The sequence below is a fragment of the Ensifer meliloti genome (assembly GCF_030064585.1).
Classification (GTDB): Bacteria; Pseudomonadota; Alphaproteobacteria; order Rhizobiales; family Rhizobiaceae; genus Sinorhizobium; species Sinorhizobium meliloti.
Genome location: NZ_CP120366.1, coordinates 1,026,051 through 1,043,302, shown reverse-complemented (window position 1 = coordinate 1,043,302; position 17,252 = coordinate 1,026,051). Strand labels below are relative to the sequence as shown.

General features: G+C 61.5%; 19 protein-coding genes and 1 pseudogene. 4 read left to right on the top strand and 16 right to left on the bottom strand.

The window, feature by feature from the left end:
• Positions 1-76: 76 nt before the first annotated feature.
• The 16 genes from PZL22_RS29625 to PZL22_RS29550 all read right to left on the bottom strand — a co-directional run bounded on the left by PZL22_RS29625 (position 77) and on the right by PZL22_RS29550 (position 12,753).
• The gene (locus PZL22_RS29625) at positions 77-235 is read right to left on the bottom strand and encodes a hypothetical protein (protein ID WP_164820661.1); all 159 of its coding nucleotides are present in this window, start codon (positions 233-235) and stop codon (positions 77-79) included.
• Between the two features lie 143 nt (positions 236-378).
• Positions 379-690 carry a hypothetical protein gene (locus tag PZL22_RS29620; RefSeq protein ID WP_284718734.1) on the bottom strand — a complete coding sequence of 104 codons (312 nt, stop codon included), beginning with the start codon at positions 688-690 and terminating at the stop codon, positions 379-381.
• The gene (gene ccoS, locus PZL22_RS29615) at positions 674-934 is read right to left on the bottom strand and encodes a cbb3-type cytochrome oxidase assembly protein CcoS (RefSeq protein ID WP_010967319.1); all 261 of its coding nucleotides are present in this window, start codon (positions 932-934) and stop codon (positions 674-676) included. Before ccoS ends, PZL22_RS29620 begins: the two co-directional genes overlap by 17 nt.
• A complete protein-coding gene (locus PZL22_RS29610; protein WP_014528377.1) occupies positions 931-3,198 on the bottom strand; it encodes a cation-translocating P-type ATPase in 2,268 nt (755 codons plus the stop codon). Before PZL22_RS29610 ends, ccoS begins: the two co-directional genes overlap by 4 nt.
• 4 nt (positions 3,199-3,202) lie before the next feature.
• Entirely contained in the window at positions 3,203-4,009 is an 807-nt protein-coding gene (locus tag PZL22_RS29605; RefSeq protein WP_010967317.1) for a DUF2189 domain-containing protein, read from the bottom strand.
• 27 nt (positions 4,010-4,036) lie between these two features.
• Complete coding sequence (locus tag PZL22_RS29600) at positions 4,037-4,228, bottom strand: hypothetical protein (RefSeq protein WP_014528376.1); 192 nt, start codon at positions 4,226-4,228, stop codon at positions 4,037-4,039.
• On the bottom strand, positions 4,228-5,109 hold the full coding sequence (gene ccoP / locus PZL22_RS29595) for a cytochrome-c oxidase, cbb3-type subunit III (protein WP_127700882.1): 882 nt from the start codon (positions 5,107-5,109) through the stop codon (positions 4,228-4,230). The genes PZL22_RS29600 and ccoP overlap by 1 nt, the downstream gene beginning before the upstream one ends.
• Positions 5,100-5,270, bottom strand: coding sequence for a CcoQ/FixQ family Cbb3-type cytochrome c oxidase assembly chaperone (locus PZL22_RS29590; protein WP_014528375.1), 171 nt, complete (start codon positions 5,268-5,270; stop codon positions 5,100-5,102). Before PZL22_RS29590 ends, ccoP begins: the two co-directional genes overlap by 10 nt.
• Before the next feature lie 22 nt (positions 5,271-5,292).
• Positions 5,293-6,045, bottom strand: a complete 753-nt coding sequence (gene ccoO / locus PZL22_RS29585) for a cytochrome-c oxidase, cbb3-type subunit II (protein WP_014528374.1) — start codon at positions 6,043-6,045, stop codon at positions 5,293-5,295.
• Positions 6,046-6,049: 4 nt separating this feature from the next.
• A complete protein-coding gene (gene ccoN, locus PZL22_RS29580; RefSeq protein WP_284718733.1) occupies positions 6,050-7,705 on the bottom strand; it encodes a cytochrome-c oxidase, cbb3-type subunit I in 1,656 nt (551 codons plus the stop codon).
• Between the two features lie 274 nt (positions 7,706-7,979).
• Entirely contained in the window at positions 7,980-8,129 is a 150-nt protein-coding gene (locus tag PZL22_RS29575) for a hypothetical protein (protein WP_017267631.1), read from the bottom strand.
• 4 nt (positions 8,130-8,133) lie between these two features.
• Entirely contained in the window at positions 8,134-9,576 is a 1,443-nt protein-coding gene (locus PZL22_RS29570) for a DUF1254 domain-containing protein (protein WP_088203585.1), read from the bottom strand.
• Between the two features lie 57 nt (positions 9,577-9,633).
• A complete protein-coding gene (locus PZL22_RS29565; RefSeq protein ID WP_040120826.1) occupies positions 9,634-11,184 on the bottom strand; it encodes a DUF1254 domain-containing protein in 1,551 nt (516 codons plus the stop codon).
• A gap of 52 nt (positions 11,185-11,236) precedes the next feature.
• Positions 11,237-11,572, bottom strand: coding sequence for a hypothetical protein (locus PZL22_RS29560; protein WP_014528370.1), 336 nt, complete (start codon positions 11,570-11,572; stop codon positions 11,237-11,239).
• A complete protein-coding gene (locus tag PZL22_RS29555; RefSeq protein ID WP_040120827.1) occupies positions 11,569-12,306 on the bottom strand; it encodes a DUF2092 domain-containing protein in 738 nt (245 codons plus the stop codon). Before PZL22_RS29555 ends, PZL22_RS29560 begins: the two co-directional genes overlap by 4 nt.
• A gap of 138 nt (positions 12,307-12,444) precedes the next feature.
• Positions 12,445-12,753, bottom strand: coding sequence for a hypothetical protein (locus tag PZL22_RS29550; RefSeq protein WP_040120828.1), 309 nt, complete (start codon positions 12,751-12,753; stop codon positions 12,445-12,447).
• Positions 12,754-13,009: 256 nt separating this feature from the next.
• On the opposite strand from PZL22_RS29550, the gene PZL22_RS29545 reads away from it, so the two are divergent.
• The 4 genes and pseudogenes from PZL22_RS29545 to PZL22_RS29530 form a co-directional block, all read left to right on the top strand.
• Positions 13,010-15,238, top strand: a complete 2,229-nt coding sequence (locus PZL22_RS29545; RefSeq protein ID WP_127700886.1) for a tetratricopeptide repeat protein — start codon at positions 13,010-13,012, stop codon at positions 15,236-15,238.
• A gap of 8 nt (positions 15,239-15,246) precedes the next feature.
• Positions 15,247-16,710: an alpha/beta hydrolase gene (locus tag PZL22_RS29540; protein ID WP_164843025.1), complete on the top strand. Its 1,464-nt coding sequence runs from the start codon at positions 15,247-15,249 to the stop codon at positions 16,708-16,710.
• On the top strand, positions 16,692-16,958 hold the full coding sequence (locus tag PZL22_RS29535; protein ID WP_127700890.1) for a hypothetical protein: 267 nt from the start codon (positions 16,692-16,694) through the stop codon (positions 16,956-16,958). The genes PZL22_RS29540 and PZL22_RS29535 overlap by 19 nt, the downstream gene beginning before the upstream one ends.
• A pseudogene (locus tag PZL22_RS29530) lies at positions 16,951-17,235 on the top strand (hypothetical protein); the annotation flags it as partial. The gene PZL22_RS29535 and the pseudogene PZL22_RS29530, both read left to right, overlap by 8 nt.
• Between the last annotated feature and the right edge of the window lie 17 nt (positions 17,236-17,252).

Sequence of the window (17,252 nt, the reverse complement as noted above, 5' to 3'; positions counted from 1 at the left end):
CAATATGGGACGGCGGCGCTGTGGGTCTAAGCCAGTCAGCAATCGCTTCCAGAGCGGCGAGCTTTCTGACTGAATTTTATGGGGTGCCCGTAACGCAGAGCGAATTGCCGAACGCGTCGAATGGTAGGATATCCGATGGCTGGCCGGCGAAGGCGTGGACCACGGACTGCAGGAAGAGCATGAAGGCGGCGACCAGCGCCAGCGCCGGGCTCAATCCCGTCCGTTCTCTCGCCATCATCCATTCTCCATTCTGGCGCTGCGATTACAAATAGACGAGCCTCCGGAACCAACCATTGTTCCAGATCAACAACCGTGGGTGTCGTAGAGATATCCGCCTTCGCCGCGGCCAATTGATAGGCGGCAAAGTGATTGCGGCTGTCATCCGTCAACTTGCTTGGGCACTCTGACCCCACGCATGACGCCAATCGCAGCTCCCACAGTCCCCCCGGCGACCACGCCCGCAGAACCGCCAGCAAGGACCGCAATCAGGCAATTGAGGACGGCAGCCCCGAAAGCGGAATCCGACAGGAAAACGATACCGGCGACGAGTCCGACCACAGCGCCGATCGCTCCAAGGGCAATTGCAAACAGGGTGACGGACTCCGACGGATCAATCTGCCGGTCGGGAACCTCTTTCTGTGTCGGATCTGGCCCCTGAGTGGCCCGCTGGCGTTCATCCGTGTTTGGCATTGGATACTCCGGAGTAGAGCTTCGATTCACCGTCCTCTTTCGGGGAACGCTGGCGTCTGCTGGCAGTTCCGTCCCGGACCGGGTCCGGCAACGGTCCCTCGTCCTCCTCATCGTCCAGCAGGATCCTCTCGGCCGCTCCGTCGAGATCATCGTACTGCCCGGAGCGCAGCGACCAGAAGAATGCCAGTAGTCCGACGAAGCCCATCGCCAAGGCAACCGGGACGAGGAGAGCAAGATAATTCATATCTTTACCGTGGCTGGTTTGGTCGCGCCGAAGGTGCGCGGCCCCTTTTTAACCTTTGCACCTTGGCGCAGCGCGTTTCCAACGACGACGATCGAGGACAGCGACATGGCAAGCGCAGCAGCGAGCGGCGTGACCACTCCGCCGATCGCGAAGGGCACGCTGACGACGTTGTAGGCGATTGCCATTGCGAAGTTCTGGCGGATCAGCACGTCGGCCCTCGCCGCGGTCTGGATGATGTCTCGGACAGCCAGCAGGCTCTGACCGAGAAAAACGAAGTCGGATGCGCTCCGTCCGACGTCCGTTGCCGACGAGGGGGCGATCGACACGTGCGCGGCCGCCAGCGCCGGCGCATCGTTCAGACCGTCGCCGATCATCAGCACCTTGCGGCCTGTCGCCGCGAGTGCCCTGATGGCCTCGACCTTTTCACCCGGAAGCAGCTCAGCCGAAAACGCCTCGATGTCCAATTGCCTGGCGATGGACGAAACCGCGGCACTACGATCTCCAGAAAGGATGCGCACCGAAAGGCCGGCCGAGCGCAGCGTCTGGACAAGCTCGCGAGCACCGGGACGAACGGTTTCCTCGAACGCGAAAACCGCTATCGTTTCGGCGTCCTTCGACAGCACGGTTGTCGACGACGTTCCCAAGTCGACCTGCTTTGCAGTCGATGCCCAGGACGGGCGTCCGAGACGGTAGACCGCGTCCCCTGCCCGCCCCTCGATGCCGCAGCCATGAACCTCCTCGAGGCTGTCGAATTCCACAGGGGCCACGGGCCGTCGAGGGTCTGCCAAGGCGATGGCGACGGACGCGGGATGCCGTGAGACCCTCGCCATCGCGGCTGCCAGAGACAGGAGCCGGGGCTGTATGTCGCCCGCGTTGACGAGGCGCATCTCGCCGAGGGTCAGCGTCCCGGTCTTGTCGAAGAGTACGGTGTCGATTTCGTTCAACCGCTCGAATGCGGATCCGTCGCGCGCCATGATGCCGCGTTCAAAGAGGCGCCTTACCGCCACTACCTGCACCATCGGAACGGCAAGTCCAAGGGCGCAGGGGCAGGTTATGACAAGTACGGCGATCGCAATGGTGACGGATTTGTGGAGGTCTCCGGTTCCAAAGAGCCATGCGACCATGGAAAGGAGGGCGACGCCATGCACGACTGGCGCATACAGGCTTGCAGCGCGATCCGCGATGCGACGGTAAGTGGAGCGCCCGCTCTCGGCAGCCTCCATCATGCGGGTCATCTCGGCCAGGAAGGAACCGTCGGCGGATGCGGTCGCCAAGAGGGTCAGCGGATTGGCGAGGTTCATCACGCCCGCCTGCAATGCGCTTCCCGGCGCGGCACGCCTCCACTCGCTCTCCCCTGAAACGATCGAAGCATCAAGCTCCGAGGCGCCTTTGACGACAACGCCGTCGACCGGCACGCGCTCGCCGGCGGCGACAAGCAGACGCATGCCCGGCTGGATCTCGGAAAGCGGGACGTAGTCAATCGCCTCGTCTGCCTGGACGACACTCGCGCCACGCGGCGAGAGCCTTGCAAGCGCTCCCACGGCGGAACGCGCCCGGCCCCGCATCAGATGGTCCAAAGTTCGGCCTGCCAGCAGAACGAACAGGAGGGACGTGCTCGCGTCGAAATAGGCAAAGGCCGCGTTGTGAAGGGTGTCGTAGACGCTCAGGGCGAAGGCGAGGAGAACGCCGACGCTGATCGGAACGTCCATGTTGGTGCGACCATGCCGCAGCGCCGCCCAGGCCGAGCGGTAGAAGAACCTCCCGGAATAGACGATCGCCGGCAGAGCGAGCGCCGCCGAGACCAGGTGGAACGCATGGCGCGTCGCGGGATCGGCCCCGGACCAAACCGATACCGAGAGGATCATGATGTTCATCGCCGAGAAACCGGCGACCGCGAGCGCCTTCAAAAGGGAGGCAAGCACCGGGTCCTGTGTCTCCTCCTCGATGGAGGCCAGATGCGAAGCATAGCCGATCTTCGCAAGCGCAGCGGCGAAATCCGGGCTCTCGTCGTCATTGCCGCGCCAGTTGATGGTGACACGCCGGGCGGACAGGTTCACGCGTGCAAGCTCGACGCCGGAGATTTTCCGGAGAGCGCCTTCCACGGCAGCAATGCAGGCGGCGCAATGCGCGTCGGGCAACGTCAATGCGGTTTGGCGAAGGCCGTCGCCAAGGTCTCGGCTCGCAAGCCGGATCTCCTCGGGGGAGATGCTCGTCCGTGATGCCGCACCGGCGCTTGGGACGGCTATACCAGAGCAGCAGGACATGGTGCTAGCGCACCGCTCTGTAGGCGTGCCAGGTGGCATGCCCGAGCAAGGGGAAGATCACGACAAGACCGATCATCGCCGTGGCTACGCTGACCAGGAACATCCCTAGCACGATCGCGCCCCAGACGAGCATCGGACGGAGGTTGTTCCAGACAAGCGCCACGCTGACGCCCATTGCCGTGAACGCATCGATGCGCTGGTCGAGCAGCATCGGTATGGAGAACACGCTGATGGCAAAGGAAAATCCGGCAAAAAGCGCGCCGATGAAAATGCCGACTGCAAGCATGGCCCAGCCGGTGGGCGTCGTTAGCAGCAACTGCGTGATATGCCCGAGGCCGGGAAACGGCCGCACCCCGAAGAACAAGGCATAGACGAGCACGGCCGCGCGCATCCACAGCAGCATGAGCATGCAGAGCAGAAGCCCGGTAAAGAACACCTGGGCGCCGGCCACCGGCCTGACGCGCAGCATGCTCCCGAGACTGACCGGCTCGGATCGCTCGAGGCGCGAACTCTTCAAATAGAGCCCCGTCGCGAGCAGTGGCGCGATGATCATAAAACCTGCAACTGCGGGGAACAGGAAATAGTCGCGTCCGGTGGCGAACAGGAGCCAGATGATCAGGAAGGAAACCACAAAGACGGCTACCCCGTAGCTCAAACTGAGCATCGGGTAAGTGATCAGGTCACGCCAACCTTTCGCGAGCCACTCAAAGGGTGCCTGCGCCGGCAGATGGCGTTGCCACTTCGGATTCCAGGTCTCCTCTATGCCTGAGACCTCGCCTACCCACCGTTGTAACTTTCCAGTCCCTGACATATGTCTCTCCACGGGTGCACGATGACGTCAGCAGGATGATTTCGCGGCCCTGTACCGTCCCGGCGCCGATCCTGTTTCCTTCAAGTGAGCGACGCAGCCGGGATCGCTGTCGATCGCGACGTAGAGCATGTGGGCGTTGGCACCGACAAAGATGGCCGCAGCGACGAGGCCCCACCAGGCTAGGAGCGACCGGCTTCGTCTGGCGGCAGCTTTCGTCATCACGGTTTCTCCACGCCCAGAGAGTTGATATAGAGCGCCAGAATCTTGATCTCCGCGGATGTCAGCCGTTCGTCCCATGTCGGCATATGACCCTGGCGCCCGCCGTGGACGGACTCGATGATAGTCTGCATCGTGCCGCCATAAATCCAATAGGCGTCGGTCAGGTTCGGAGCGCCGACCTCGCGACTGCCTCTCGCATTTTCGCCGTGGCAGGCGGCGCAAGAGGTGAGGAACACTTCTCTGCCCGCCTCGATCCGGCCAATGTTCTCCGGGGTGGAATATCCTGGATTGGTCAGCGAATAGGCATAGGCGGCAACGTCACGGACCTGATTGCGTTCAAGCATCTGTTCCCGTCCGAAAGAGGGCATCTGCGCAACGCGGCTTTCGGGATGCCGCGTGTTAATGCCGACCCTGAGGGTCTGTTCGATATCCTCCGGTCCGCCGCCCCAAAGCCAATCGTCGTCGGTCAGATCCGGATAGTTGCTCCGGCCCTTTCCGTCGATGCCGTGGCAGACCGCGCAGTTGTCGCCGAACAACTGATGGCCGGTGGAGCGGACCGTTGCCATCAACTGTTCGTCCGCCCTTATCTGCTCGTAGGAGAGCGTATCGATCCTCTTTTCCCAAACCGCCCTGGCTGCAGCCGCGGCGGCGAGCTTCTCTTCGACGACGTTCCGCTCGTCGATCCCGAGCAGGCCCTTCGTATAGGTGGTGCCGAGCGGCCACGTCGGCAGGAGCACCCACCAGAGGAGCGCGAAGACATGGGTGACGACCAGGAAAAGCAGCACTCCTCGGGGAACCGGCGTGTCCAGTTCCTTGATGCCGTTCCACTCATGTCCGGTGGTCCTGCGGCCGCTGATCGGATCGACTTCCTCTACGTCCATGGCTGGTCGTCCTCATCGAGAATGCCCCTCTTGGCGCGATCGAAACGCTCGCGGTTAGCCGGCCAGAACGCGTAGACGATCACGCAGATCGAGAACCCGATGAGGTAGAAGAGCCCCCAGGTCTTCGCCGCCTCCACCAACGTCTCGTGCGTCACCTCCATGACGATCTTGTCCCTTCCGTTTTCAATTGGTGGGGTCGGGTACCTGTTCCGGGGCCGCGGTGTTCTGGTATGCAGCCTTGGTTAGCCGTCCGAGGACCTGCAGGTACGCGACGAGCGCATCCATTTCCGTCACCCGAGTTGCCACTCCGTCGAAGGCGCTGACCTGGGTCTCTTCTCCATAGCGTTCCGTCACGCCGGAAGCCTGTTCGCTGTCGGGTACCGCCTGACCGAAAGCGTCCCGTGCGGCGTTCTCGATCATCTCGTCGGTATAGGGCACGCCGACGCTTCGCTGCGCCTCCAGATGGGAGCCGAGGTCGTCCAGCCGGAGCGGCGTCCGCGCCAGCCAGGCATAGGCCGGCATGTTCGATTCCGGCACGACGTCCCGCGGATTGGTGAGGTGGGCTACATGCCAGAAATCGGAGTATTTGCCTCCTACCCTGGCGAGATCCGGTCCAGTCCGCTTCGATCCCCAGAGCATCGGGTGGTCATATTTGGATTCGACCGCCAGCGAGAAGGGCCCATAACGCTCCACCTCGTCCCGCAGCGTGCGGATCATCTGACTGTGGCACGCATAGCAGCCTTCGCGGATGTAGATGTTGCGACCGGCGAGTTCCAGCGGCGTGTAGAGACGCATGTCCTCGACGTCCTCCACCGTCTCGTCGATGGTGAAGAGCGGAGCGATCTCCACGATGCCGCCGACGCTTGCCGCCAAGATGATCGCCAGCACAAATCCGATGGCCGTCCGCTCGAGCTTTCGATGGATAAGTTCGCGCATGCTCCTACTCCGCCGGTCCCGTTGCCGCGCCTTCCGGCAACGGTGCGGCGACCGGAACATCGCCGTGCCATTCAGCCAGAGCGGGGACGCCGCGAACTGTCATCCAGATGTTGTAGGTGGCAACGACAGCTCCGATCAGGAACAGCAGGCCGCCGAAGGCACGGGCGATATAGTAGGGGTACATCGCCACGAGGGAATCCACGAAAGAATAGGCGAGCGTCCCGTCCCCCGTATATGTTCTCCACATCAGGCCCTGGATGATGCCCGAGTTCCACATTGCGAAGACGTAGATTACGGTGCCGGCGAAGGCGAGCCAGAAATGGACCTCAACGAGGGCTGCCGAATACATCCTTTCGCGCTTCCAGATCGCAGGCACGAGCGTGTAAAGCGAGCCGTAGGTGATCAACGCTACCCAGCCCAGGGCCCCCGCATGGACATGTCCGACGGTCCAGTCGGTATAGTGCGACAGCGAATTGACGGGGCGAACCGCGAGAAACGATCCCTCGAAGGTCGAGAGGCCGTAGAAGAAGGCGGCCATCATGATAAAGCGCAGCGTCGCGTCGTCGTGAACCTTGTGCCACGCGCCGTTCAGCGTCAGCAGGGCATTGCCGGCCGATGCCCATGAGGGAACCAACAGCATCACAGAGAATGTCATGCCGAGGTTCTGCACCCAATGCGGCAGGGCCGTGTAGTGCAGGTGGTGGGAGCCGGCCCACATGTAAAAGAAGGTTATGCCCCAAAAGCTGAGGATCGACAGCCGATAGGAAAAGATGGGTCGCTCGGCACGTTTCGGCAGGTAGTAGTAGAGCATCGCAAGGAAGCCTGCCGTCAGGAAGAAAGCCACCGCATTGTGACCGTACCACCACTGCACCATCGAATCCTGCACGCCCGACCAGATCGTGTAGCTCTTGGCATGGCCGAGCGAGACCGGCACTGTCAGGTTGTTGATGATGTGCAATATCGCCACGACCACGATAAAGGCCATGTAGTACCAGTTGGCGACGTAGATGTGAGGCTCCCTGCGGCGCGCCAGCGTACGAATGTAGAGGATGAAATAGGTGACCCAGACGATGACGAGCCAGAGGTCGGCATACCATTCGGCCTCGGCATATTCCTTCGATTGCGTCACGCCCATGAAATAGCCGGTCACGGCCAGGATGCAGAAGAGGTTGTAGCCGAACAGCACGAACCACGGACTGAGTTGATCTGCCAGCCGGGCGCGCGAGGTCCTTTGAACCACATGGAACGAGGTTGCGATCAGGGCGTTGCCGCCGAACCCGAAAATGACCCCGGTTGTATGAGCGGGCCTGATCCGCCCGAAGCTCGCCCAGGCCGTGTCGAAATTGAGGCTCGGCCAGGCAAGCTGCGCCGCCGCCCAGACGCCGATGAACATCCCGAAGATCGCCCAGAACAGTGTGAACCAGACGCCGACCTTAATGGGATCGTCGTAGTAGCGCGAGATGCGCGACGGGTCCGGGGGAGGTCCAAACGAGCTGGACATGATGAGGTACAGCAATGCAAGGCTATAAAGGAGAACAACCGCTCCGTGTACTCCGAGCGGGTCGAACTGGCCGGCCGCCGCCATGGCAATACCGACAATAGCCAGGACGAGCAGTATTGCCGCGGCCAGGTCCCGTTCACGCGTCGTCAACTGTCCCATGAAGGTGCTCCCTCGTCATGAAAGGCCCCTGACAACGATCATCTATCTCCCGAGGGAACAAATCAAGGCTTCAGCCGATCTTTGCCGATACGCACCTAGACTTGTGGTTCGGTGCTCCGAGGCACGGCACATGGCTCCCCCATCCTCGCGTGACGTGGTTAGGAGACCAGCCAACCGCAGTCTTCTGGGACCGGACTCACCGAAAGATGTGCATCCGTGGCCGGACGCAAGAAGATTGCATTGGATCCTTCAATCCATCGCGTGTAGCGCCGCGTCAGAAGCGCTCCAGCGCGTGCCTGTCGTAAATCTCGATCATTCGACCCTTTACGGTGACTCCCGACTGGCGAACCGCCGAAGAGGCGCGTGACAGGGCTTCCGGGGCGAGGCCAAGTTTCACCCGCAATTGGCTGAACCGTGCCGGCATGTCTCTAAGAGACCCGTTTCACGCCGGGTGGCTGCCATGTCCCTTTGCCCGCAGGAAGGATCGAGGGTGGCGTAGTCTTCGGCCAATATAGCCGCATCACCAGATAGATTGTGCCATCCGGGGCCGGAAGCCAATTTGCTTCCTTGCCCGCACCGGGGTTGTCTTTTTGAATGTACAGCGTCAGCGAGCCGTCCGCGTCCCTCTGCATCCCCGGCAACATCGGAGAATTGATGAGGTAGCGATTGATCGGGTTCTTGACCAGGAACTGGCTCTTGCCGTCATACATCGTAACGGACCAGAACGCATTCACAGGCGGCAACTGGCCGGGTGGAAAGGTGAGTGTGTACTTGTGCTTGCTGCCGTCGAGCGGTTCCCCGGTCGCATCCGTTCTGGTGAAGGGGTACATGGCCTCTACTGCATCGTTGCCATAGAGGCCAGCCTTTGCAGCTCCGGCCCGCCTCAACCAATCGCCGTTGAAGAAGACCTCGTCGCCAAGAAGCGAGCTGACGTTCCAGCCGTTGATGGGTTTGTTTCCGCTGGCCAGCCATTTGTTGATTTTATCGTCACCCTGCTTCACGCCTATCAGCATCTCGGCTTTGTGTTCGAGCGATAGTTCCTTGAACTCGAAGGTCTTGCCCGGGCCGATGCCTATCGTGGCTAGCTTCGCACGGATCGCCTGGTCCCTTGAGGTCTCGGGAACGAATTGCAGGGCCGCGTCGAGATATTGGAAGAAGTTGTCCTTGATCCCGGCGGTGCTGGCAGGAACGAACGCGATCTCCGGCGCGGCGGTCGGGGCGGGTTGTTTCAGGAATGCGGAAAGCGGCTGCGCCTTGTAGCCGGCCTGCACCTTTTCCACGTTCGGCATGTCTTCTACGTTGATAAGCTGGGTCCGAAAGTTGGCGAATACGAACGGGGTGGTCGATCGGAAGACCTGCTTGATGCCCTTGGGCTTCTCGCCTTTCCAGTCGGGTCCGACAACGAGATAGGAGCCTGGCTCGGTCCCGGTGGCGCGAGAGCCGATATATCCGATATTGTAGGTGTTGCCGTCGATGAGCTGAACCGAGTAGTAGCGGTCCTTTTCAACCGCCGGCACGGAGATAACCATCGGTTCAGCACGCAAATCCAGCCAAAGGATCGAGTAAGGGGTGTCGCTGTTCGGCGTGATGATTGCCGTGTCCTCGGGGCTGGCGACCTGGTGCATGTTGTTGATTTCGTTGAACGGTGCCTTGAACTGACCCGAGTCCCTGTTTACAGCGAACTCCTGCATGACCGCATAGTTCATCACCAGCGGTAAGCCGTAGATGAAGCCTTCTTCGGCGATGTCCTTGGCCTCCAGCGGACTCGGCCATTCGGCCTTGTCCTGCGCAATCACCGCAGTGGAGTTCGCTGTCGCGGCGACGAGTGCCCCTATCGCAGCAGAGCGAAGCAGATCGCGTTTCGTAATCATTCTAGACTTCCTTTGGGTTCGTAGATGCGCCGCACCCGGATGTGCCGCTCCTCGCAGTTATCTCACCTCTTCGATCTCGCCCGGCCGCCAGGTCTTGTCGAACCAGGGTTCGAGCGGACCGTAGAGGCGGAGGAGCGAGAACCAGCCCTTGCCCGGAACCGTCTCGATCCAGTTGCTGTCCTTGCCCGCGGGAGCCTTGGGTCCAAAGTAGAGATCGACCGAGCCGTCGGCGTTGGCGACCAGTTTGTCGCGCTTGCTGTTCCTGCTTGGGAAGGGCTGGCTCGTCTGCAGTTCGGAGCGTGTCTGGGGATCGTAGAGCACGACCGACCAGAAGTCCTTTGCCGGAGGGTTGGACGGTACGTTCAACCGGTAGGTCTTTGCGCCATCGAAGGCGTTACCGGTAGCGTCGGCGGTAATCAGGGCATATTGCGACCCCTTGCCGATCAATTTCGCGGCCATTGCCGGCGTGTTTACCGTGGCCATATAGAAGAAGTTGGTGCGGGCATCCTTGTTGCGGCCAGAAACGCCGTCGAGGTCAATCCAGCGATAATCGCTGCCGACGAAACCGCTCCTCCATTGGCTGTTCGGATACAACGGAGAGCGAGGATCGCGGTTGTGGAAAGCAATCGACCGCGCCGTGGCGTTGCCGATGCCGACGGCGTCGGTCAGAATCTTCGTCATCCGATCGTCAGGGGCGAACGATCTGCCCTTGCGAATGCCGATGCCAGCCGCCAGGCCCCGCAATTCGGGATCGAACAGGTCGATCGGTTCCTTCTGGATGACGTGGTCGAGCTCCTTGTAGAACTCGAAAGTGTTTGCGTGGACCGTGTTGAAGGCGACCTTCGAGCCGTCGAGGAACTCCATCTTCGGCGGATTGCTCTTCTTGGCGAGCGGGTAGACCTTGAGTCCCTCGCGGAACAGCTTTGACGCTGCGTCCGGCTTGCCGTCGACGAGGAAGCCGCGAAGGATCAGCCAGTTCACATGAGACGGAGAGCGCGCCACATAGTAGTCGCCGCCCTCGCTCTTATCCTTCGGGAGGTCGCCCTTGTAGTCCGCCGGGACGATGAGGTACTTGCCGCCCTTGCCCTGGTCCGGACCGGGCGCGCCCATGTCGATGACGAAGCGGAAGAACGCGTCGTTGACAGTGCCGGGGCCGGTGCCGGGCGGAACCTCGACGACAGTCGGCCCGTCGGTCTCCAGGTCGAGGAACACGGAGCAGTAGACGGTGTCCGTGTTGCCGGTGAGCAGAAGGGGGTTGGAGTCGAGCAGTTGGTCGAAGATGAGCGCTTGGTTGGCCTTGGTCGCGCCCATTTCGGCATTGCCCATCCGGAGGGCCTCCAGGCTGGCTGCCGGCATGAAATTGAGGAAGACCTCGACGCCGCGGAGGGTGTCGAGGTAGTCGTAGACTTTCCCGGCGGTCTCTGCGGTGGGCACGCCGTCCGCGAAATTCAGCGTCCCTATGCTCGATTCGACTTTGTCCGGCGTCAGGATTTGCTCGGGAATTTTGGTGTTGTAGCCAGGCGTCGGTGACTGCGCATACGATGTCGTGACGGCCAACGCGGTAACGAACGCTGCGGCAATGGGGCCGTATTTGCGGGCGATTTTCATGATCCTGTCCTTCAATATCAATTCGATATGTGATTTTCGCTAATTGCTGGAATCAGTCCACGTAGACGACGACGTAGCGGCCGCCATAGGGCTCGTAATAGATTCCTCCGCACTGCCATAAAACCGTACCGCTGACGCTCGTCTTCACGCATGCGGCAGGCAGGGCGGCCACGTAGATCGCCGAACGCCGTATCGTCCGGCGCGTGGTGCGCCGCGCGACGCCGGCGACGCTGGCGGGGGTCAGCGGCCGGCCGACGCGCGCCTGGGCATTGCCGATGAAGACCGCGCCGTGGCCCGACTGTCTTGCAGTCCAGCCGTCAACGGTTGCGAGGGCGGCCATGATGGCCGCAGCCGAGATATATTTTACGGAGGTCCGCTTCATGCTCATTGCTGTGCCTCCAGGAGCAGGTCGCCGATGACATCGGCGTGGACCACGTCCACCTTGCTTGCCTCGACCGGCGGCTTGAACTCGAACGATTTCGAGCTAACGCCGCCTGTGCCCCAATTTCGGAACCGCAGCGTGTATTGTGGCGAACCTGTCACCCATTTTGTGGTGATCACGTACTTCAATGGCAGGTTCTGCTCGCCCTTGCTGATCCAGAGCTGCCAGTCCACGTCATCGTTCCGAAACGCCAGATGATCGCACAGCATGCCGCCCACGAAGGCGGTGCCGACCAACGATCCCGAAACGACGCCTTCCGTCAGCGAGACATACGGATCGGCGGACAGGAAGTCGGCCCCGGCGGCGTCAAATCCTGTCGCCGCCCGAATCTCCGCGACCGCTTCGTCGATCGAGGGGCCAGGACTGTCGATCCGGGCGTAGACGTTAAGCCGCTTGCCATAGAGGGAAACGACCTTGCCATCGAAGCTGATCTCGGTATCCGCAAACGGGCCCTGCCGGGTCATATGGAAGCCCGCGAACCGGGACAACGCAATCCGCCCCGACGCGCTGTACTGGATTTTCTCCCCGTCCAGCTGGACGACCTCATGGTCTGTATCGTATTCGACAGAGAACTCCTGCAGTGCCTGCAACTGATCGGTCATGGCGCGCAGGACGGAATCCGCATCCGGATTGATTACGCTCTGGGCTCGGGACGGCGCATTCGACAGCGCGACGGCCATTGCGGCGACCGCCAGTCCCCCCGCTCGACGTCTCGTCCCGGAAACGAGATTGGCACCCACATTCTCTTGCTTCATGTCACTCACTCTCACCTAGTACGATGCTTGGGTGAATCGCCAATGACTTATCGGACGATCGCTTCACCCGGGGCTCACCGGACCCGGCTTCCACCCTCCGTGCTCTGCAAGCGCCTGGCCGATTTCGTTGGCGAGGCAATCGATAAGCTCCTGCCACTCGCTCTGCCGCTCTTCAGGTTGCCTGGCGGATTGCGGAACCCGGGCCAGCGCGTCCTCGGCCTCCGCGAGCTCACCGCACAAGTCGTAGAAATCCTCGCTCATTCTCATCAGACGGCGGATCGTGAATTCGGCCTGTGGGAAGCGGCGCGCCGCCGCTGAAAATGCCTGCTCCCTGCCCGTCAGGTCGTTGATCTTAGTCATCGCCGCTCCCATAAGCAGGCAGCCTATGCGGAGTTTCGGTATGTGCGCAGGAGAACTGCTGTAACTTACGTGGTAAACTGTTGCCCGCCGGCTACCGGGAGGCGATCGCGCAGTGCTTCCCCATCTTGCGGTCACCGTCGCACTAAGATGATCTATCACCGGTTGTCGCAGTTGCGTTTCACACACTTGATGTATAGCTTGCGCTACTGGATGCGTCCTCCGGCTGGCGGGAAGGCCGGCGTCTTCTCTTTCACGTACGGGGGGTGCCGTGATTCACGCTGCAGCATCGGAAGCGGAGAAACCGCAGTCCACGGACTCCAGGTGTCTCGCCCAGCTCGCCCGCATCCGGCAGAGCGCCGAGTTCGACGCGACTGGCCGCGAGCACCGCTTTCTGCAGTATGTCGTCGAGGAGACCCTCGCCGGGCGCGGCAGCCGGATAAAGGCGTATACCGTCGCCGTCGAAGTGTTTGGCCGGGACAGCACGTTCGATCCGCAGAACGATCCGATCGTGCGCATCGCTGCGAGCCACCTCCGCCGATCTCTCGAGCGCTATTACCTAACGGCTGGGAAATCCGATCCTATTGTCATCGGCATTCCCAAGGGCGGTTATCTCCCCACCTTCTCGGAGCGAGGCTCGCCGGAAGACGCTAATGCGGCGGAAAGTTCGATGCCGACGATGCAGGCTCAGGCACCAGGACCCAGCGATGCCTCGCCCGTTACCGCGCGCCCGCCTCCGGGTCCGGATGATCTTCGGGCCCAGTTCGAGCGGATAGTATCGAGCAAGGAATTTCACGGTGGCGGGCGAGGAGACGCGCTCCTGCGCTATATCATCGAGGAGACGCTCGCCGGCCGCGCCGAGCGGATCAAGGGCTACTCGATCGCCATTGAGGTCTTCAAGCGGGATAAGAGCTTCACGCAGGACGATCCGGTCGTGCGTATCGAGGCGGCACGTCTGCGGCGGGCGCTCGAGCGCTACTACCTGGTGGCGGGGCAGAACGATCCGTTGCGGATAGAGGTTCCCAAGGGGGGGTATGGGCCGACGTTTAGCTGGAACGAAGCCGTGCGTGCCGAATCGGACAGGACGGCGGTTCCGGATGCGTCCGGCCCCATCGTCTCTGCGAGACGGCGGGGCCGGGTGTTGTTGACCGTAGGCGTCGTGGCAGTCGCGGCCGCCGCGATCCTGGGCTACTGGACGATTGATCGGCCGGGGTCGGTTTCCTCTCTCCGAGCGGGCAGTGTTTCGGTGCCCGATGGCCCAACGCTAGTGATCGCGCCCTTCGCGAATCTTGGAGAAGGGCCGAATGCAGAACTCTATACGGATGGTGTGACGGAAGAGCTCCTGACCGCACTTCCTCGATTCAAGGAGATCAAGGTATTCGGTCGCGAGACGTCGAAATCGCTACCGCCGGACGTGGACGTATCGCAGGTCCGGGATGAGCTGGGTGCGCGCTATCTGCTCGCGGGCGGCGTGCGGGTCTCTGACAGCCGCATCCGAGTGACCGCGCGGCTCGTCGATGCCTCCGACGGAGCGATCCTGTGGTCGGAGGACTATGACAACGATCTGCAGTCACGCGATCTCTTCGCAATCCAGTCCGATGTAGCGAGCAAGGTCGCGACGGCCGTCGCGCAGCCGTATGGCATTATTGCCCAAGCCGATGCCGCCAATCCGCCTCCGGACGACCTTGGCGCTTACAGGTGCACACTGAGTTTCTACGATTACCGCGCCGAATTGAGCGTCGAACGCCACGCCAAGGTCAGTGCATGCCTCGAAAGCGCTGTCGCCCGCTATCCAGGCTATGCGACGGCGTGGGCGATGCTGTCGATTGCCCATCTCGACGAGGAGCGGTTCAAATTCAATCCGAAGTCCGGCGCTCCGACGGCCATGGAACGGGCGCTTCAGGCGGCGCGCAGGGCCGTCCAGCTTGATCCAGGCAACACTCGCGGTCTTCAGGCGCTTATGACCGCATTGTTCTTCAACGGGCAGTATGCCGAGGCGATGCGCACCGGAGAGCAGGCGCTCGCCATGAACCCGAACGACACCGAGCTCATGGGAGAGCTCGGAACTCGAGTGGCCATGGGCGGCCAATGGCAGCGAGGCGCCGCACTTCTGGACCGTGCGATTGCGCTCAATCCAGGTGGAGCGGGATACTACCACGGGACCCGCGCCCTCGCTGCCCACATGCTTGGAGACCATCCGGCTGCGGTCGCCGGGATTAGACAGGCCGACCTGCAGAAATTCCCGCTCTTCCACGCCGTGGCCTCGGTCATCTATGCGGAGGCCGGGATGCTGCATGAGGCCCGGCGAGCGGGCGAGACGTTCATGCGGAGGCGCCCGGATTTCGTTCCAAACCTCCAGGCCGAGTTCATGATGAGAAATCTCCAGGCAAAGGACCAGCTCCGTCTGGTCTCGGGACTTCGAAAGGCGGGATTTTCGATACCGGACGGCGTGGAGGCATCGATTGCGGCAGCGGAAGCAGCCGATGCGAAGTCGCGCTAGAGATATGCGTGTCCTTGCTCGCGTTTCCGATCCGTAACCTCCCTGATGCTACGGGCGCGCCGCTCTGTCTTCGGCTAGTTCTGTGTGTGGGCCGGGGGCGGCTGATCGACGGCATACCGCATCTCGCGGGACTCACTCTTAACATGGGGAAACAAGTGACCGGTCAAAATCGCCGCACGATTCACTCCGGACTCTTCCGGCCTCTGCAAAGCATCGTGGTCTGCGGAATGCTCGTCGTTGCGGGATGCGGCGGGCATCCCAAAGGCGTGCTGACGCCGGTCGCCGACAGCATGCCTGCAACGAGCCGGGTTGACATGCTGATCACTACCACCCGTGGCCGTTCAAAAGTGCCCGGGGAGATGTTCACGGGCGAGCGGGCACGCGCGGCAGCCTTCGCGAACATAACGGTCTCGATCCCGCCTGTCCGGAAGGTCGGCGAGGTTGCCTGGCCGAAAAAACTTCCGTCCAATCCGGCCACTGATTTCGCGACGTTGAAGGCGGACGACCTGACCAGGGATGGAGCCAAGACCTGGCTCAATGCCACGGTCAGGAAGAGCCCTGACCGCAGTGTGCTCGTGTTCATTCACGGCTTCAACAACCGCTTCGAGGACTCCGTCTACCGCTTCGCCCAGATCGTCCATGATTCCGGCGTCCACAGCGCCCCTGTCCTGGTGACATGGCCGTCGCGGGGCAGCCTGCTTGCCTATGGCTATGACCGAGAAAGCACCAATTACACCCGCAATGCGCTGGAATCGCTCTTCCAGTACATCGCCGCCGATAAAGAGGTGAAGGAGGTGTCGATCCTCGCGCATTCGATGGGGAACTGGCTCACGCTCGAGGCTCTCCGCCAGATGGCGATCCGCAATGACGGCCTGCCCGCCAAATTCAAGAACGTGATGCTTGCGGCTCCGGATGTCGATGTCGACGTCTTCCGCTCGCAAATCGAGGACATGGGCAGCCAGCACCCCCGGTTCACCCTGTTCGTATCCCGTGACGACCGGGCTCTTGCCTTCTCGCGCAGGGTCTGGGGCGACATTCCCCGGCTCGGTTCGATTGACCCCGAGGCCGATCCCTACAAGCAGGAATTGGCGAACAACGAGATCACCGTCATCGATCTTACCAAGATCAAGGCAGGCGACGGCATGCATCACGGCAAGTTCGCCGAGTCCCCGGAAGTCGTCCGGCTCATTGGGGCTCGCATCTCCGAAGGTCAGCCACTGACCGACAGCCGGATGGGTCTCGGAGACCATCTCATTGCGGGCACGACGGGAGCCGCCGCAGCAGCCGGCAGCGCTGCCGGCCTGATCCTCGCTGCTCCGGTCGCCGCCATCGATCCGCATACCAGGGGCAACTACGCCAACCACGTCGGCGCGGCGATGGGACAGTCGGATGGCAAGCAGAAGATCGCCGTGACAGACTGCGTTTCGAGACACTCGGCTGAGCGCGATCCGGCGTGCGCGCCGCAAAACTGACTGGTTTCGTCGCGGGAAGTCGATTTGGATCCTGCCAGTTCCTGTCGACATGGCCTTTATCAACCAAAAACAGCATAACCTCGATAGCCGAGGAATCTGATCGTATGGGGAAGTCAACCTTCGCGGCGCTTGAAGAGCTTAAAACCGTTCACAGCAAGAGCGATATCAGCGCCCTCAAGGTCCGGCTTCGCGAACTCAATATCGAAATCGTTGATCTGGAAAATCAGGCCGATCCGGCAACAAGATAATCTTGACAACGACAGCATATATACTGTGCTGGCGAACTGCATTCGCTAGGCCAGGAAGAGGGGGCAAGTGATTTTGGACACGCACAATCCTAACCTGGCGGTTGGGGCGGTTGCCGAGCAGGTACTTTACGTGACTTTGGACAAAGCGGCTGGCTACAAGTTTACTTATGAATCCGGGTCTATCGAAAATCCGCGTATCAATGACGCTATCGTGAAGATTCTTGAGGGTTCAAAGCCGGCGTTTGTGCAACGCCGCCTTGCGTACCAGATTAAATAGCTCTCCGCTTGAATCAT

Bases quoted from the DNA above. Each gene is read 5' to 3' on its own strand.
- PZL22_RS29625 (WP_164820661.1), bottom strand. From the start codon at position 235: ATGGCGAGAGAACGGACGGGATTGAGCCCGGCGCTGGCGCTGGTCGCC.
- PZL22_RS29620 (WP_284718734.1), bottom strand. From the start codon at position 690: ATGCCAAACACGGATGAACGCCAGCGGGCCACTCAGGGGCCAGATCCG.
- ccoS (WP_010967319.1), bottom strand. From the start codon at position 934: ATGAATTATCTTGCTCTCCTCGTCCCGGTTGCCTTGGCGATGGGCTTC.
- PZL22_RS29610 (WP_014528377.1), bottom strand. From the start codon at position 3,198: ATGTCCTGCTGCTCTGGTATAGCCGTCCCAAGCGCCGGTGCGGCATCA.
- PZL22_RS29605 (WP_010967317.1), bottom strand. From the start codon at position 4,009: ATGTCAGGGACTGGAAAGTTACAACGGTGGGTAGGCGAGGTCTCAGGC.
- PZL22_RS29600 (WP_014528376.1), bottom strand. From the start codon at position 4,228: ATGACGAAAGCTGCCGCCAGACGAAGCCGGTCGCTCCTAGCCTGGTGG.
- ccoP (WP_127700882.1), bottom strand. From the start codon at position 5,109: ATGGACGTAGAGGAAGTCGATCCGATCAGCGGCCGCAGGACCACCGGA.
- PZL22_RS29590 (WP_014528375.1), bottom strand. From the start codon at position 5,270: ATGGAGGTGACGCACGAGACGTTGGTGGAGGCGGCGAAGACCTGGGGG.
- ccoO (WP_014528374.1), bottom strand. From the start codon at position 6,045: ATGCGCGAACTTATCCATCGAAAGCTCGAGCGGACGGCCATCGGATTT.
- ccoN (WP_284718733.1), bottom strand. From the start codon at position 7,705: ATGGGACAGTTGACGACGCGTGAACGGGACCTGGCCGCGGCAATACTG.
- PZL22_RS29575 (WP_017267631.1), bottom strand. From the start codon at position 8,129: ATGCCGGCACGGTTCAGCCAATTGCGGGTGAAACTTGGCCTCGCCCCG.
- PZL22_RS29570 (WP_088203585.1), bottom strand. From the start codon at position 9,576: ATGATTACGAAACGCGATCTGCTTCGCTCTGCTGCGATAGGGGCACTC.
- PZL22_RS29565 (WP_040120826.1), bottom strand. From the start codon at position 11,184: ATGAAAATCGCCCGCAAATACGGCCCCATTGCCGCAGCGTTCGTTACC.
- PZL22_RS29560 (WP_014528370.1), bottom strand. From the start codon at position 11,572: ATGAGCATGAAGCGGACCTCCGTAAAATATATCTCGGCTGCGGCCATC.
- PZL22_RS29555 (WP_040120827.1), bottom strand. From the start codon at position 12,306: ATGGCCGTCGCGCTGTCGAATGCGCCGTCCCGAGCCCAGAGCGTAATC.
- PZL22_RS29550 (WP_040120828.1), bottom strand. From the start codon at position 12,753: ATGGGAGCGGCGATGACTAAGATCAACGACCTGACGGGCAGGGAGCAG.